At 71.9% G+C, this 15,530-nt stretch carries 11 protein-coding genes; 3 read left to right on the forward strand and 8 right to left on the reverse strand.

All coding sequences use genetic code 11. The annotated features are described in order from the left end of the window. Nucleotides 1-23 precede the first annotated feature (23 nt). Complete coding sequence (locus Q8791_RS13270) at nucleotides 24-2,480, reverse strand: ATP-binding protein (protein ID WP_330091978.1); 2,457 nt, start codon at nucleotides 2,478-2,480, stop codon at nucleotides 24-26. 175 nt (nucleotides 2,481-2,655) lie between these two features. Further along, nucleotides 2,656-3,996 carry a histidine--tRNA ligase gene (gene hisS / locus Q8791_RS13275; RefSeq protein WP_330091979.1) on the reverse strand — a complete coding sequence of 447 codons (1,341 nt, stop codon included), beginning with the start codon at nucleotides 3,994-3,996 and terminating at the stop codon, nucleotides 2,656-2,658. Nucleotides 3,997-4,868: 872 nt separating this feature from the next. On the opposite strand from hisS, the gene Q8791_RS13280 reads away from it, so the two are divergent. The 3 genes from Q8791_RS13280 to Q8791_RS13290 all read left to right on the forward strand — a co-directional run bounded on the left by Q8791_RS13280 (nucleotide 4,869) and on the right by Q8791_RS13290 (nucleotide 8,356). Then, nucleotides 4,869-5,483 carry a GTP-binding protein gene (locus tag Q8791_RS13280; RefSeq protein ID WP_330091980.1) on the forward strand — a complete coding sequence of 205 codons (615 nt, stop codon included), beginning with the start codon at nucleotides 4,869-4,871 and terminating at the stop codon, nucleotides 5,481-5,483. Between the two features lie 114 nt (nucleotides 5,484-5,597). After that, complete coding sequence (secA2, locus tag Q8791_RS13285) at nucleotides 5,598-7,904, forward strand: accessory Sec system translocase SecA2 (protein ID WP_330091981.1); 2,307 nt, start codon at nucleotides 5,598-5,600, stop codon at nucleotides 7,902-7,904. A gap of 182 nt (nucleotides 7,905-8,086) precedes the next feature. Continuing rightward, on the forward strand, nucleotides 8,087-8,356 hold the full coding sequence (locus Q8791_RS13290; RefSeq protein ID WP_330091982.1) for a DUF6406 domain-containing protein: 270 nt from the start codon (nucleotides 8,087-8,089) through the stop codon (nucleotides 8,354-8,356). 945 nt (nucleotides 8,357-9,301) lie between these two features. Here the strand turns inward: Q8791_RS13290 and Q8791_RS13295 are convergent. The 6 genes from Q8791_RS13295 to Q8791_RS13320 form a co-directional block, all read right to left on the reverse strand. Next, nucleotides 9,302-9,652, reverse strand: a complete 351-nt coding sequence (locus Q8791_RS13295) for a hypothetical protein (protein WP_330091983.1) — start codon at nucleotides 9,650-9,652, stop codon at nucleotides 9,302-9,304. Between the two features lie 489 nt (nucleotides 9,653-10,141). Next, complete coding sequence (locus tag Q8791_RS13300) at nucleotides 10,142-11,074, reverse strand: cytochrome d ubiquinol oxidase subunit II (protein WP_330091984.1); 933 nt, start codon at nucleotides 11,072-11,074, stop codon at nucleotides 10,142-10,144. 19 nt (nucleotides 11,075-11,093) lie between these two features. Continuing rightward, nucleotides 11,094-12,344, reverse strand: a complete 1,251-nt coding sequence (locus tag Q8791_RS13305) for a cytochrome ubiquinol oxidase subunit I (RefSeq protein ID WP_330091985.1) — start codon at nucleotides 12,342-12,344, stop codon at nucleotides 11,094-11,096. Between the two features lie 187 nt (nucleotides 12,345-12,531). Further along, entirely contained in the window at nucleotides 12,532-13,206 is a 675-nt protein-coding gene (locus Q8791_RS13310) for a response regulator transcription factor (RefSeq protein ID WP_330091986.1), read from the reverse strand. Beyond that, nucleotides 13,203-14,426 carry a sensor histidine kinase gene (locus Q8791_RS13315; RefSeq protein WP_330091987.1) on the reverse strand — a complete coding sequence of 408 codons (1,224 nt, stop codon included), beginning with the start codon at nucleotides 14,424-14,426 and terminating at the stop codon, nucleotides 13,203-13,205. The genes Q8791_RS13310 and Q8791_RS13315 overlap by 4 nt, the downstream gene beginning before the upstream one ends. A gap of 189 nt (nucleotides 14,427-14,615) precedes the next feature. After that, complete coding sequence (locus tag Q8791_RS13320; RefSeq protein WP_330091988.1) at nucleotides 14,616-15,473, reverse strand: spermidine synthase; 858 nt, start codon at nucleotides 15,471-15,473, stop codon at nucleotides 14,616-14,618. Nucleotides 15,474-15,530: the final 57 nt, after the last annotated feature.

The following is a 15,530-nucleotide window of genomic DNA, read 5'->3' on the forward strand; positions in this document are numbered from 1 at the left end:
GCTGCCGGGTGATCGGGGCCTTCTCAGCCACCGTCCCGGGGAGCAGCCCAACCGGTCAACTGCGTCCTGGAGGAAATTGAGAGTTTTCTGAAGATGTTCGCTATATGTCGGGCTGCTGTGGCCTGACTGATGGTCAACCGCTCGGCGATCTCACGGTTGGACAGACCCCGCTCGGCGAGTTCGGCGATCTCCCGTTCCCGCGGCGTCAGCGACTCCGGCCCCGACGCCTTCGGGGCCGGCGACCGCGGGAAGGCGAGCGCCCGGTCGCGCACCTGTTCCAGGGGCAGCGACCGCCAGGCGTTCCAGGCCTCGGACGTCCGTGCCCCGCCCACGCGGCGCTCCACGGTGGAGCGGAGCCGCAGCGTCTCCGCAGAGGGCCGGTCCAGGGAGGTGCGCAGGCCCGCGGCCACACCCGCCAGGGCGGCGGCCCGTTCGTCCTCGTCCTCGGCCAGGGCGAGCTCGGCCAGCGCCTCCAGCGCACGGGCCACCGCGATCCGCTGCCCGGACGTGAAGCTCACACGAAGGCACGTCGACAGCGGCTCGCGTGCCCGGAGGGGCTCGCCCCCGGCCAGGAACAGGCGTCCCAGGTCCCGCGCGCAGTGCGCGGTGGCAGGGGCGGCCTCCAGCTCGCCGAAGACCGCCAGGGCCTCGGTGAACAGCTCGCGCGCCCCCGCGAAGTCCCGGCGCTCCGCGGCGATCGTGCCCAGACCGTGCAGGCCGCGGGCCACGCTCCAGCGGTCGTCCAGGTTCTCCGCCAACGTGATGCCGTGCTCCAGGTGGGCGACGGCCCGGTCGGGTTCCCCGTTGCGCCTGGCCACCTGGGCCAGCACGCCGAGCGTCGTCCCCTCGGTGATCGGGTCGTCGATCCGCTCGGCCCATCCTCCGGCCCGTTCGGCGTGCTCCAGCGACTCCTCCAGCCGGCCCGTCCGCAGGGCCAGCGCGGCCATGGTCGTGAGGGCGGAGGCAGCGGCCCCCGCGTCGCGGCAGGCCCGCGCCGCCTCCAGCGCGCACTGGGCGAGGGTGGACACGCGCGGCGCGGGGTCGAGGTCCAGCCGCAGCTCCGCGTGGAGGGCCAGGGCGCGCGCCCGCAGGTGCGGGGACTGGGCGTCGGGGTCGGCCGCCAGGACCCGCCCCAGAACGCGGCTCCCCTCGGAGGCCAGGTCGCGCACCATCCAGTACGGGCGCAGCGCCACGCACACCCGCAGGGCGTCGTCCACGCGCCCCTGCGAGAGCGCCCACTCCACCATCCGCGCGTGGTTCTCCCGGTGGTGGTCGAGCAGTTTCAGGTACGACAGCCGCTCGCTCCACGCCAGAGGCGCGCAGAAGCTCTTGGCCCACTCCTCCAGACGGGTGACGGAGAAGCGGAGGTAGCGTTCCCATCGCGCGTCGAGGTCGCCGTCCTCGGCCAGGCGCTCCGCGGCGTAGGCGCGCACCGTCTCCGTCAGCCGGTAGTGCGCGGTGCCGTCGATCTCGGTGTCCACCACCACCAGGGACTTGTCCAGCAGGGAGAAGTGCAGCGGCAGGATGTCGGCGGAGTCGACGCCCTCGCCGGAGCACACGTCCTCGGCGGTCTCCAGGTACCAGGTGGAGAAGACCGACAGCCGGTGCAGCAGGAGCCGCTCCGGTTCGGTCAGCAGGTCGTGGCTCCACTCCAGCACCGCCCGCAGGGTGCGCTGGCGCGGGGGCAGGTCGCCGGAGCCGTCACTGGTCAGCAGCTGGAACCGGTCGTCCAGCCTGCGCAGGATCTGCTGGACCGACAGCACGCGCACCCTGGCCGCCGCCAGCTCGATCGCCAGGGGCATGCCGTCCAGCATCCGGCAGATCTCCGCGATGTAGCCGGAGTTCTCCCTGGTCATCTCGAACCCCGCCCGGGCGGCGTGCGCGCGTGTGACGAACAGGCGCACCGATTCGTAGCGCTGGGTGTCGCGGCGGGGGATGGGCGCCGGATCGGCCGCGTACGGGTCGGTGGGGGTGGCGCGGGCGGGCAGCGAGAGCGGGGGCACCCGCCAGATGCTCTCCTGGGCCACGTGCAGGGGCTGGCGGCTGGTGACCAGGATCCGCACCCGGGGGCAGTCGCGCAGGACCGCCTGGCACAGCTGGGCCATCGGCCCCACGGCGTGCTCACAGGTGTCCAGGAGGAGCAGGAGGTCGCGGGTGCGCAGCGACGTGATGATGGCGTCGGTCATCGTGCGCTCGTCGTCCTCCACCGCCTGGAGGCTGTTGGCCACCGTGCGCAGTGCCTGGTCGTGGGTGGAGGACTCGCTGAGGTCGATGAAGCGGACACCGTCGGGGAACCGGCGCATGACGCGCTCGGCCAGGTGGAGGGCGAGGCGCGTCTTGCCGATGCCGCCGGTCCCGGTCAGGGTGACCATCCGGGCGGTGTTGAGGAGACGGCTCAGGTCGACGATGTCGCGCTCGCGCCCGACGAACCTGATGAACTCGCCGGCGGACAGGGGCAGGTTGTGGCGAGGATGAGACATGGCCTCGATCAGTAGGACTCCGAATCGGCCCGCGGGGCACGCCCGGGGGACGCGTCGACGCGGAGAAAGCCGTTCCCAGTCTGGCACCCGGCGGCCGGGCTGTCTCGCCAATGGCCGGTTCCGGCACGAGCGGCCGGAAACCGCCCATGCCTGTCGATCGGGTGCTACGGGTCGACTACCCTGCGCTGCCCTCCCCGGAGGGCTCCGGGGACCAGGTGCCGGGGTCGGCCGGTCCCTGGACGCCCGACCCCATGTCCTTCACCTCGTGGCCGCCGTCCGCGTCGAACGGGGGGAACCACACGAAGGGGATGCCCTTCTTGGAGGCGTACTGGATCTGCTTGCCGACCTTGGCGGTGGAGTGGAACACCTCGGTGTTGAACCCGCGGGAGCGCAGCAGCTCGCCCGTCAGCAGGGCGTCCCGGCGGTGCTCGGCGCCGGGCACCACGACCATCACGTCGGTGGGGCAGGTCCGCCCCTCCTCGATCCGGCCCTCGGCGACGAGCTTGGCGAAGATGCGGGTGAGGCCGATGGAGATGCCGACCCCGGGCAGCTTCCGGCGGATGAACTGCCCGGCGAGGTTCTCGTACCGCCCCCCCGCGCAGATGCTTCCGTAACCGGGGTCGTCGTCGAAGGAGGCCTCGTAGACGGTGCCGGTGTAGTAGTCCAGGCCGCGGGCGATGGAGAGGTCGGCGACCACGCTGCCCTCGGGGAGGTCGGCGAGTTCGCCCATGACGAAGTCGAGCTCGTCGAGGCCCTCGTCGAGGAGGTCGGAGGAGACCCCGAGCTCCCGTACGTGTGCGGCGACGTCCTCGCCCGAGCCCTTGACGTGCGCCAGGGCGAGGCAGGCGTCGGCCTGCTCCCCGTTGAGGCCCTCGGCCAGGAGGATGTCCCGTACGCCGCCGTCACCGATCTTGTGGAGCTTGTCGACGGCGCGGATGACAGCGATCGGGTCCTTGACCCCCAGCCCCTCGTAGAAGCCCTGGAGGACCTTGCGGTTGTTGACGTTGAGCGTCCAGGCGGGGATGTCGAGCCCGCTGAGCACCCGGTGGACGATGCGCGGGAGCTCGGCGTCGAAGTGCAGGGGGACGGAGTCGACGTTGATGACGTCGATGTCGCACTGCGTGAACTCGCGGAAGCGCCCCTCCTGCGGCCGCTCACCCCGCCAGACGCGCTGCATCTGGTAGCGCTTGAACGGGAACGTCAGCTCGTTGAAGTGCTGGGCGACGTACCGGGCGAACGGCACCGTGAGGTCGAAGTGCAGCCCGAGCCGGGCGTCGGAGTCGTCCTTGGCGTCGGCCTGGAGCCTGTGCAGGGTGTAGACCTCCTGGGAGGTCTCGCCCTTGGCCGTCAGTACGTCCAGGTTCTCCACCGAGGGGGTCTCCACCGACGCGAAGCCGAAGGACTCGAACCCGGCGCGGATATGGTCCAGCCAGCGCTGCTCCACGGCCCGGACCTGTGGGGTCCATTCGGGGAAACCGCTGATGGGAGTGGGACGGACGACGCGCTGATCGGACATGTGGGGTTCTCGGCTCCCTTGGGAGGGTCGTGTCGGGCGGCTCGCCCTCGGCCGGACGCGGGCGCGGGTGCGCGCGTGCTGGTCCGGCGCGGGGAGGGCGAGCCCATCCTACGGCCAACCGGGGGGAAGGGCCCCTGCGAGGAGCACCCGTGGCCGGGCCCCGTCCGCGCGGAACAGCGGCCGGACCGCGGAGCGGGCCCTGCCGGACCCGTGGGGCGTACCGGGGCGCGGGGATCCCCGGTGGGGACCGCGGGGGCGTGTGAGCGGTGCTGCCAGCCTCCACCGGCCCACGTGGACGGTTGTGGGCCGGTGGGGCGCCGGAACGCCGACCTGAGGTGTCGACCGGACCCGACGTCGAAGAGCGAGACGTCGGTACGTGGTCGCCCGCCCCGGGGCGTCGCGGGGCTCCCGCGGGCGGTCGCGTCCTCGTGCCAGGAGTCTGTACCGCGACCGCGTTGTGGTGCGGGGGCCCTGTCCTCCACCGTAGACTCCGTGGGCGGTGTCGCACAGGGATCGACGCGGCCGAAAGCGGCCGAAAATGGCCGCTCACAATGTCGTAAAGTCGACCTTCCGGGGTAGAAGTCTGTGCTTACCTGGTCACGGTGAGTTCCCGGAAGGGGACTCGCCGCCACGGAGCGTGCGGAGTACCCGTGGCCGTGCCTGCTGCCCTGCGGAGGTAGGTGCCGTAGCGTCGGGAATGTGGTCTCTTGCACCACTGTCCCGAAACGCCGTCTCCGGTGCCCTTGCGGTGTTAGGTTCCAGGGGCGACACCTCCCGTGATGGTTCGGACCCCGGGAGTACCGCACCCCTCAGGACCGGGCCGTGTGAGCCGCATAGTCCGTACTGGCCCGGCACTCTCGCTAGGACTAACTGTGATCGATCCAGCCAACAGCACGAACAACGCTCACGCACCCACCGAGCTGTCCACCAAGATCATCATCGCCGGGGGCTTCGGGGTCGGGAAGACCACGTTCGTCGGCGCTGTCTCGGAGATCCCGCCCGTCCGCACCGAGGCCGCGGTCACCGCGGCCAGCGCCGGTGTCGACGACCTCTCCCACACCCCGAACAAGACGAGCACCACCGTCGCGATGGACTTCGGACGCATCTCGCTGGACACCGACCTGACCCTGTTCCTGTTCGGCACACCGGGCCAGCAGCGTTTCTGGTTCATGTGGGACGACCTGGTCCGCGGTGCGCTGGGCGCCGTGATCCTGGCCGACACCCGCCGCCTGGAGGACACCTTCCAGGCACTCGACTACTTCGAGCGCCAGTACAAGCTGCCCTTCGTCGTCGCCGTCAACGAGTTCGACCCCGAGGCCCCCTACAGCGCCGATGAGTTGCGCGACGCCCTGGACCTGCCCCCGGAGGTCCCCGTCGTCTACTGCGACGCCCGTGACAAGCAGTCCGTCGTCCGGGTCCTGATGACCCTCGTCAAGCACGCCATGGCCGTCGAGGCCCGCCAGCGCACGAAGCGCCAGCTCGTCTGACGTACGGGCGCCCCGTGTCCGAGGTGCGGGTCCGCCGATCCGCGCCGGCATGGGGGCGCCCGGGGTTCTCCAAGGGGTTGTGTCCGGCGTTACCCTGTGGTGGTGTTCGGACGAATGGCGGAAAGCGTCCGCCGCCTACTGGGCAAGCCCGGTGCGGTGGACCTGCGGCCTTATACCAAGCTCCTGTCGGCGATCGAGGCCGAGGAGGATGGTCTGCGTGAGCTCGACGACACCGAGCTGACGGACAAGGCCATCGAACTCGGCAACGCCGAACTCCCCTACGATCGCAACGACCTCGTGTCGCTGTGCGCCGTCGGCCGCGAGGCCGCCCGGCGCTCACTGGACGAGCGCCCCTTCGACGTGCAGCTCCTCGGTGTCATGGCGCTGCTCGACGGCCACGTCGCGGAGATGGCGACGGGTGAGGGCAAGACGCTCGCCGGCGCCCTCGCCGCGGCCGGGTTCGCACTGCGCGGCCAGCGCGTGCACCTCCTGAGCGTCAACGACTACCTGGCCCGGCGCGACGCCGAGTGGATGCGACCCGTCTACGACATGCTCGGCGTCACCGTCGGGTGGATCACCGAGGACTCCACCCCCGAGGAGCGCCGCGCCGCCTACACCTGCGACGTCACCTACGCGGCCGTCAGCGAGCTGGGCTTCGACGTCCTGCGCGACCGCATGGTCACCGACATCGACGACCGGGTCGTGCCGCCGCCCAACATCGCGATCATCGACGAGGCCGACTCGGTCCTCGTCGACGAGGCCCGCGTTCCGCTGGTCCTCGCCGGGGCCGCCGAGAGCGTGGCCGCCGACGTGGAGATGGCGGACATCGTCCGAGGGCTCAAGCCCCGCCTGCACTTCGAGATCGACGGCGAGGGACGCAACGTCCAGCTCACCGACGCCGGTATCGACGCGGTCGAGAAGGCCCTGGGCGGGATCGACCTGTACTCCGAGGACGACACGTCGGTCCTTCCCCAGGTCAACCTGGCCCTCCACGCGCACGTCCTGCTCCAGCGCGACGTCCACTACGTGGTGCGCGACGGCGAGGTCCGGCTCATCAACGAGTCCCGGGGCCGCATCGCCCTGCTCCAGCGGTGGCCGGACGGCCTCCAGGCCGCGGTCGAGGCCAAGGAGAAGGTGGCGGTCAGCGAGACCGGCGAGGTCCTGGACTCCATCACGGTCCAGTCGCTCGTGCTCCGCTACCCCACGCGCGGCGGGATGACCGGTACCGCGATGGCCGTGGCCGAGCAGCTCCGCGAGTTCTACGAGCTGGAGGTGGCGGTCATCCCCTCCAACAAGCCGAACGTCCGCGAGGACCACGGCACGCGCCTGTACGCCACGCGCGAGGAGAAGGAGGACGCCCTCATCGCGAAGGCGGAGGAGGTGCACAAGTCCGGGCGGCCGATCCTCATCGGCACCCAGGACGTGGCGGAGTCCGAACTGCTCGCCGGGCGCCTGCGCGACGCCGGCCTGGACTGCGTGGTCCTCAACGCCAAGAACGACGCGGACGAGGCGTCGATCATCGCGGAGGCGGGTACCCACGGCGCCGTCACGGTGTCCACCCAGATGGCCGGCCGCGGTACCGACATCCGCCTGGGCGGCAGCGACATGGGCGACCGCGAGCGGGTCGTGGAGACCGGCGGCCTGTACGTCATGGGATTCGGCCGCTACCCCAGCAGCCGCCTCGACGGGCAGCTGCGCGGGCGTGCGGGCCGCCAGGGCGACCCGGGCGACTCCATCTTCTTCGTCAGCATGGACGACGACCTGGTGGTGAACAACGCCCCCGAGACGACGGGGTACGAGACCACCGCCGAGGGCGAGATCACCGACGCCGGCTGGCTGCAGATGGTCGACCACGCCCAGCGGGTCGCCGAGGGCCAGCTCCTGGAGGTCCACCGCAACACCTGGCGGTACAACCAGCTGATCGACGTCCAGCGCGACGTGGTGCTGGAGCACCGCGAGATGGTCCTGACCGGAGACCAGGGCGACCGGCACATCAAGCTGGACCGCAAGAAGCAGCACGCGGAGCTGGTGGACGAGGTGGGTGAGGAGAAGGTCGCCCAGGCGGCCAGGCTCATCACCCTGTACCACCTGGACCGGGGCTGGACCGACCACAACGCGTTCCTGTCGGAGCTGCGGGAGGGCATCCACCTCCGGTTCCTCGGCCGCCGCGACCCCCTGGACGAGTTCAACCGCGACGCGGTGCCGGTGTTCAAGGGCTTCCTGGACGAGGCGCGCGCCCGTGCGGCGGAGAGCTTCGAGGGCCTGGAGGCCGAGGACGGCGAGCTCGACGTCAGCGGGGTCGGCGTCAAGCGCCCGTCGATGACGTGGACGTACATGGTGCACGACCACCCGTTCAGCTCGGCGTTCGAGACGCTGGTGGGACGGCTCAAGGGCGGACGGGGTACGGCCGACCGGGACTGAGAATTCAGGCAAGGACGGTTTCCTGCGCGGGTCGGGACTTTGGTCCCGGTCCGCGCATTACCTTTGTCAGCTATTCTGCTGAAACGTCGGTCGGACGCGAAATCGCCATGCGCAATTGCCCTGGCCGCGTTAACATGACTGCGTTTTCAACAGAATCCGAGACGGTTGGGACTGAATCCACTGTGGTTCACGAAGTCGGCGCGCAGGAGAAGATCAGTTACGGCCGGAACGACCGCTTCGCGGGCGGTCCGGTCGGTGGGGGGAGCTTCTGGATCGACGATGACGGCCGCCCGGTGGCCAAGATCGGCGGCCCGAAGGAGTGGCGCCCCACGCCCATGATCGACGTCCACGTGAGTGATGTGTTCAGTGTGGGAGGGCAGGTGTGGAGGGTCACCGATATCGTTGACGCGGACAGCCCCTCCGCCTATCTGCTGGCCACGCGAATAAGCTGAGCGCGCTCCGGGTGGACGGCCCGGGACGCATTCGACTCGCTCGGACCGGGAAACGCAACCCCGTGCAACCTTTCCGGGTGAAGTCACGGATTGTTTTCCTTCCCGGTTTTGTGGATGTCGCCCTTTTTCCGGTGGAGTCCGCCTCGCGAGGGCGCGGCGGACCTCCACCGGGGCTCCCGTTAGTTCTGTGATTTCTGGGGTTTCGGGAGTGAAACGGAGGCGTGGCTCTGTGTCACCGCAGTTCAGTGCGTGTCTCCTGATATGGCCGGAAGGAATCGAGACGTTCCGGTTATCTGATGGAGGTTGTTCGCGTTACCGCTGAATCGTTAACGTCAGTGGTGCAGGGCGCGCCTCGGCGCACGGGGAGGGCATTACTCTCGGCGGTTTTCGGGTCGCTGCGCCTTGCCGCCCCCCAAGGTCGGTCCCAGGGGCTGTCCCCCGCCCCTGGGCCTGGCCGCCCCCGCTCCGCCTCCGGCGGGGGAGCGGTGCCGCTTCGCCCCGGCGCCGGTTCGCGGTCGCTCCCGTGAGGGGCTCGCGGCCCTCCGCCCCACCGCGGTCCCGCGCCGCCCCGTCGCCCCCTCTGCCGGGCCCGGCCCCGTTCCCCGCGCCCTCCGGGGACGCGTCTGCCCCGGAGCGGGCTCGCAGTGCTCCCCTGTGGTTCGAAGGCGCCCGGCACCGCCCCCGGCCCTCGGTGCGCCCCCAGGTAGATCGTGTTCCACTGCGGACGTGGATCGCCGTGACGGCAGGCCCGTCCTGCACGTGTCCTGCGCGCGGGGCTTGCGGTAGAACGCGTTCCAGTATTAACCTCTGCGTATACCTGGCCCGGTGAGGGCGTCCGGCGGTTCGGTCGCCGGTCGCCAGCGGACGGCAGGTGAGAGAGGATCGTCGCCCGTCGACGTCGGATCGCGCCCCGACGCCGGCGGGCGACGCCCGTTCGGGCCCCGGTCAGCCCAGGAGGCGGCTCAGCTCGCCGAAGGTGGTGCAGGGCCAGGGCAGGCGGCAGCCCAGGCAGTGGTGTCCGCCCGGTTCGTCCTGCTCCTCGGGGCGGTGCAGTCGCAGCAGGTCGGCGCAGACGCCCGCCAGTGCGGTCACCTCGTCGCGGGCGTTCGCGTAGAAGGCGACGTCGTTGATCCGTGCGAGGGCGCTGTCGGACCCGGCGTCCGGGATGCCGACCGTGTCCGGCTCCCAGGGGACCGCCCGCACGGAGCGCTCCTGGATGCCCTGCACGCACTGGAGCAGCTGCGCGTGCTCGGAGAGGTGTCCCCTCCGTGGCGCTGGTCTGGCGAACGGCGACATCGCTGATCTCCCCCGATGGGTGGATACGCAGCCTCACGTAGTGACACAGCGTATACCCAGCGTCGCGCGTTGTCGCGATCTGTGGGGGTGTGGGGCCGGAATGAACGCGAGGTGCGGGCCGCCCCCAAGGGGAAGGGCGGCCCGCGGGGGGTGGGACTCAGGCGCAATTGCCACCGCAGCTACAGGATCCGCCGTTCTGGCATCCGCAGCCGCAGCCCGAACCGCAGCTGCATCCGCTCAGGCTCGGGACGGTGGTCGGGGGGTGGGTCACAGTCACTCCTCGGGGCTCGGCAGCGCCCGCGCGCGATCACGCCGGGAATCCTCCCAGGAGGGGAGGGGCGTCGCGGGCGTGTTTCCCGAAACTTGACGTGCCCCCTCCGCGGCTTTCCCAATCCGCGACGACAACCTTGCCGACGCGTGACCGGGCGACCCCGTCCGGGTCACGGGCTACCCCACCGGGGTCGAGCTGGGAAGCCGTGACACGCGGAGTCAGGCGAAGAAGGTCGCCTCGACCGCAGGGCGGCGCGTCATTCGGTACAGCCAAACCTGGCCGATGAGCATGACCGGAATTGCGGGCAGGAGGGTCACCCAGACGAACACCCCGGTCCCGGCCGGTACCGGGGCCCACGGGAGCTGCGCGGCCACCGCCACCAGGAGCCCGGGCACGGCGATGGCCAGCGCCGACGTGTGGCGCGACAGCATCGGCCCCACGAGCCCGCTGGTCGCCGCCAACGCCCCCGCCAGCACCACCGCGAGGATCACCGCGGGCGCGGCCGACGAGAGCTCGGGGCCGCCCGGGAGGAGGGCCGCCGCGGCGGCCAGGACCGTCGCCCCCAGAGCCGCCCGCGACAGCGGACGGGTGACCCGCGCCGCCACGTCCGCGCTCTCCGCGTCGGCGGGACCGACCAGCCGCTCCGCGCCGAAGGCCGCGCCGCGCAGGGCGAACAGGGCCATCACCACGGCCGTGCACAGCACGGTGAACGCGCTCGCCGTGAGGCCGCCGGTGAGCATTCCCGCGACCGTCAGCCCCCACGTCGCCGCGACGGTCCAGCTGCCCGCGACGATCGCGGCGTCGCAGCCCAGGCGCCAGCGGGGTCCGGCCACGCGGGCGCGCAGCCACAGCCCCGCGTCGCGGACCAGCCATGCGGCCAGCATGGCGGCGAGCACCGGCCGCAGTTCGGCGACCACGTGGTGCTCCAGGAGGGGGAACAGGCCGGCCAGGACCCCGACGGCGGCGACCAGCCACACCTCCGAGGCGAGGAAGTAGGGGGCGATCGCGGACACGACGCGCCGGCGCTGGGCGGGTCCGCGCGCCACGTGCGGCATCAGCATGCCCAGGCCGATGTCGGACCCCGCTAGGACGAGGTACCCCACGAAGAACAGGGCGAGTAGTGCGGTGGAGGCGAAGGACAGGACGTCCATGGCTGGGATGCTCCCTGGATCAGAACGTGTGGACGGGGTCGGCGAGCTCCGCGGGCTCCTCCTCGCGGCGCTCCGCGAGAGGTCCGCCCCCGGGGCCGCGCCGGGCGTACCGCACCAGGAGCCAGTAGGTGACGGCGGCCAGGACCGCGAACGCGACGGTGAAGAAGGCGAAGGAGGCGACGGCCGCGACCGGCGTCATCGGGGTCACCGCGTCGGCGGTGGTCAGGTGGTGCACCACCGTCCAGGGCTGCCGGTTGGTCTCCCGGAACACCCAGCCGCCGACACTCGCCAGATAGGGGGCGAAGGGGGTGACGACCAGCGGGGCGAGGAACCACCGCCACCGGTCGAGGCCGCCGAAGGGCCAGACCAGCAGCATGACCGGGCCGAGGAAGAACAGCACCGCCCACATGCTCATCATGAGGCCGTCGGCGGTCGCGTTGACGCCGTTCAGGAGCGGGCCGCCGGGGGAGGCCGCCTCGATCGCCGCGATCTCCTCGGCGGTGTAGGTCAGTCCGCTGGTGGGCGGGGCCTCTCCGAAGAGCCCGAACTGGACGCCGCCGAAGGTCACCACGAACATCGGCATGACGGCCATGACGATCGCGGCGTAGCGGATCCCGCGCCGGAAGATCCCGTGCGGGTCGTCGCGCCGCACCAGGTGGTAGGCGCTGGTCGCGGCGACCACCAGGGCGCCGACCGTCATGGCGCCGCTGACGACGTGCCCGAACGCCATGGTGGCGGCGGGGTTGGTCATCAGGGCGACCGGGTCGGTCAGGTGCGCGACGCCGTCCACCATCTCGAATCCGGTGGGGTTGCGCAGGAACCCGTTGGAGACCAGCACCCACCACGCCGAGGCGTACGCCGTCGCGGTGACCACGGCGAAGCAGGCGAGGTGGGCCCACCTGCCCATCCGGTCCCAGCCGAAGATCCACAACCCCAGGAACGTGGACTCGACGAAGAACGCCGTCATCGTCTCCAGGGCCAGCGGAGCCGCGAACGTGTAGCCGAACATCTCGTGCAGGCCGCTCCAGTTGAGCGCGAGCTGGAGCTCCATCACCAGGCCCGACAGGATCCCCATGCCGTAGTTGACGAGGTACAGGCCGCCCCAGAAGCGCACGGCGGTCATCCGCGAGCGGTCACCGCGCAGTGCGGCCAGGAACTGGGTGGTGAGGATGTACGGGGCGAGCCCGAGTGTCAGCGCCACGAACATGTAGTGCGTGGCGGCGGTCAGCGCGAACTGGAGCCGTGCCAGGAGAAGCGGGTCTTCGAGCATCGTCGGGCCTCGCGATCGGCGGTGGGAACACGCCAAGCATCCGACGACGGCGGCAGCGGGCACATCGTCCCGGAGGGGGCTCCTGCCGACCCCCCTCCGGGGTACGCGCCGCCGGGAGGCTACTCCCGCGGGTGTACGGGGAGACCCTGAGGCGACCCCGACGTCCCGCGGTCGGGGTCGGGGTCGGTCAGCTGTTCTGGCTCCACCGCGGAGTGACCAGGGCCGTCTCGTAGGCGATGACGACCAGCTGTGCGCGGTCCCGCACACCCAGTTTCACCATGGAGCGGCTCACGTGGGTCTTGGCGGTGGCCGGGCTGACCACCAGGCGGGCGGCGATCTCCTCGTTGGACAGGCCGCCCCCGACCAGCGCGACCACCTCGCGCTCGCGGTCGGTGAGCCCGTTCAGGCGGACCGACGGCTCCGGCGCTCCGGGCGGGCGGCGGGCGTAGTCGGCGATCAGCCGCCGGGTGATCCCCGGCGACAGCAGTGCCTCGCCGCCGTGCACGACCCGCACCGCCTGGAGCAGGTCGCGGGGCTCGGTGTCCTTGACCAGGAACCCGCTGGCCCCGGCCCGGAGCGCCTCGAAGATGTACTCGTCCAGGTCGAACGTGGTGAGGATGACGACCCGGGTCGCCGACAGGTCGCGGTCCGCGAGGATGCGCTCGGCGGCGGCCAGGCCGTCCACACCCGGCATGCGGATGTCCATCAGGACCACGTCGGGGCCCTCCGCCCGGGCCAGCCGGACGGCCTCCTCGCCGTCACCGGCCTCGGCGACCACCTCGATGTCGGGGGCGCTGTCCAGCAGCGCGCGGAAACCCGCGCGCACCAGGACCTGGTCGTCGGCGAGCAGCACCCTGATCACGGTGTCCTCGTTTCGTCGGTGCCGGACGCGCCGCGCGCGTCCGGCGAGGCGGAATCGGGTCGGCCGGGCTCGGAGCGTCCCACCGGCAGCCGCGCCCGCACCCGGAATCCTCCACCCTCCAGAGGGCCCGCGTCCACCGTGCCGCCCACCAGCGCGGCCCGTTCGCGCATCCCGGTGATGCCGTTGCCCGGCACCGGCGGCCCGACCGTACCGCGTCCGTCGTCCGTCACCTCGACCACCAGGTCGGTGGCCCCGTACTCGATCCGGACCCGGGCGCTCGTCGCGCCGGCGTGGCGCACCGTGTTGGTGAGCGCCTCCTGCACGGTGCGGTAGGCGGCCGATTCGGTGCTCACGGGCAGGTGGCGGGGGACGCCGGTGACCTCGACGCCCACGTCGATCCCCGCTCCCCGCGTGCCCTCGGCCAGTTCGCCGACCCGGTCGAGCCCGGGGACCGGAGACCTCGGCGCGGCCTCGTCCACGGCACGCAGGACACCGAGTATCCCGCGGAGCTCGATCAGGGTGTCCTTGCTGGTCTGCTTGATGGTGGCCAGGGCCTCCGCGGCGCGTTCGGGCTCCGTCTCGATCAGGTACAGGGCTGTGCCCGCCTGCACGTTGATCAGCGAGATGTTGTGCGCGACGGTGTCGTGTACGTCCCTGGCGAGCCGGACGCGCTCCTCCGACCCACGGCGGAGCACCTCCTCCTCCCTTGTGCGGTCGGCCTCGGCCGCGCGCTCCCGGTCGGCCCGCAGGTACTCCTGGCGCCAGCGCACGACCTCGCCCGTGCACAGCAGGAGCAGGACCCACGCGACCATGCCGACCGCCTCCAGGCGGTACCCGCCGACGACCACCAGTTCGAAGGCGTTGACGGCCACGAACTGGCCGATGCCCAGCGTCCACCCGAACACGCGGTACCCCCGGCGGACGAGGGCGTAGAGCGTGACCGCGGTGCACAGCATGACCATGCCGTCGGGAAAGCCCAGCGGGTAGTAGACGGTCGCGGAGGCGACCGAGACCAGGCCCACCACACGCGGGAGGGCGGTCCGCCACAGGAGGGGCAGGCACGCCGCGAGGATGAGGGCGTACCCCCACGGCCAGAGCTCTCTGTCCGCGGTGACGGGGGCGACCCACTCCCTCGCGAGGGTGCTGCCCAGGGACAGGACCAGCAGTGCCAGGGTGATCCATGAATCGGTGCGCGTGGGGCGCGGGAGTAGTGCTGCCACACCACCGACAGTACGGGCAGCACCCCGGGGGCGCGCGTCGTCCTCAGGGCTGATCCTCGCCCGACGGCGTACTCCCCACGGCGTACGCGCCCTCCGGCGCGACCCGCACGGGGCCGCCGCAGGGGGCGGGGGATCCGCGACCGCGCGTCCTCCGGTCCCGGCCGCATCGGCCGGGACCCCGCGGCGGTCTCAGAACACGTCGTCCGGCGGAGCGGGGGAGTCGACCGCGTCCGCGTCGTGGACGGGCGCGCGGCCCGACACGAAGCGGTCCAGGTCCTCGCCCTCCAGCAGCCGGGCCATCTCCGGGTCGCGGTGCGCACGGCGGCCCAGTTCCTGCGCGGGGAGCGGCCGGTGGCCGGCCACCAGGACGAGGTTGCCGAACCGGCGCCCGCGCAGGATTCCCGGCTCCGCCGTCAGCGCCACGTGCGGCAGGGCCGCACGGACGGTCGCCGCCTGCGTCCGGGTGTGCTCCAGCGAGTGGCCGTCGCCGATGTTCACCGCCAGCAGGCCCCCGGGGCGCAGCACGCGGGCCGCCTCCGCGTAGAACTCCACCGACGTCAGCCGGGCGGGGGTCCGGGCGCCGGCGAAGACGTCGCTGATGACCAGGTCCGCGCTGTCGGCGTGCCGTGCGGTGATCCACTCCCGGGCGTCGCCGATGCCCACCCGCAGCTGGGCCCGGCGGTCCCACGGCAGCCGCCGGCGCACCATCTCCACCAGCGGCGCGTCGACGTCCACGGCGCGCTGCCGCGAGCCCGGGCGGGTGTGCGCCACGTACCTGGCCAGTGTCAGCGCTCCCGCGCCCAGGTGCAGCGCGTCGATCGGCTCGCCCTCGGGCGCGACGAGGTCGGCTGCGTGCGCGATCCGCCGCATGTACGAGAAGTCCAGGTAGGCGGGGTCGGACAGGTCCACGTGCGACTGCGGTGTTCCCGCCACCACGAGGAACCACGAGTCGGACCGGTCGGCGTCGGCGAGCAGTTCCATGCCCGGGACGCCCGTCGGCTCCCCGTCCCCGTCGCCCTCCGGGTCCCGAGTACCGCGTCTGCCCATGATCTCCCCGTTCGTCGGCCGCGCCCGCCGGCCACGCACGCCGCCCGGTTCGTCGGT

Origin of the sequence: Nocardiopsis codii (assembly GCF_036327455.1) — a bacterium.
In the GTDB taxonomy this organism is placed as follows: Bacteria; Actinomycetota; Actinomycetes; order Streptosporangiales; family Streptosporangiaceae; genus Nocardiopsis; species Nocardiopsis codii.

Coding starts and splice junctions, on each gene's coding strand:
- Q8791_RS13270 (WP_330091978.1), bottom strand. CDS start 2,480: ATGTCTCATCCTCGCCACAACCTGCCCCTGTCCGCCGGCGAGTTCATC.
- hisS (WP_330091979.1), bottom strand. CDS start 3,996: ATGTCCGATCAGCGCGTCGTCCGTCCCACTCCCATCAGCGGTTTCCCC.
- secA2 (WP_330091981.1), top strand. CDS start 5,598: ATGGCGGAAAGCGTCCGCCGCCTACTGGGCAAGCCCGGTGCGGTGGAC.
- Q8791_RS13295 (WP_330091983.1), bottom strand. CDS start 9,652: ATGTCGCCGTTCGCCAGACCAGCGCCACGGAGGGGACACCTCTCCGAG.
- Q8791_RS13300 (WP_330091984.1), bottom strand. CDS start 11,074: ATGGACGTCCTGTCCTTCGCCTCCACCGCACTACTCGCCCTGTTCTTC.
- Q8791_RS13305 (WP_330091985.1), bottom strand. CDS start 12,344: ATGCTCGAAGACCCGCTTCTCCTGGCACGGCTCCAGTTCGCGCTGACC.
- Q8791_RS13320 (WP_330091988.1), bottom strand. CDS start 15,473: ATGGGCAGACGCGGTACTCGGGACCCGGAGGGCGACGGGGACGGGGAG.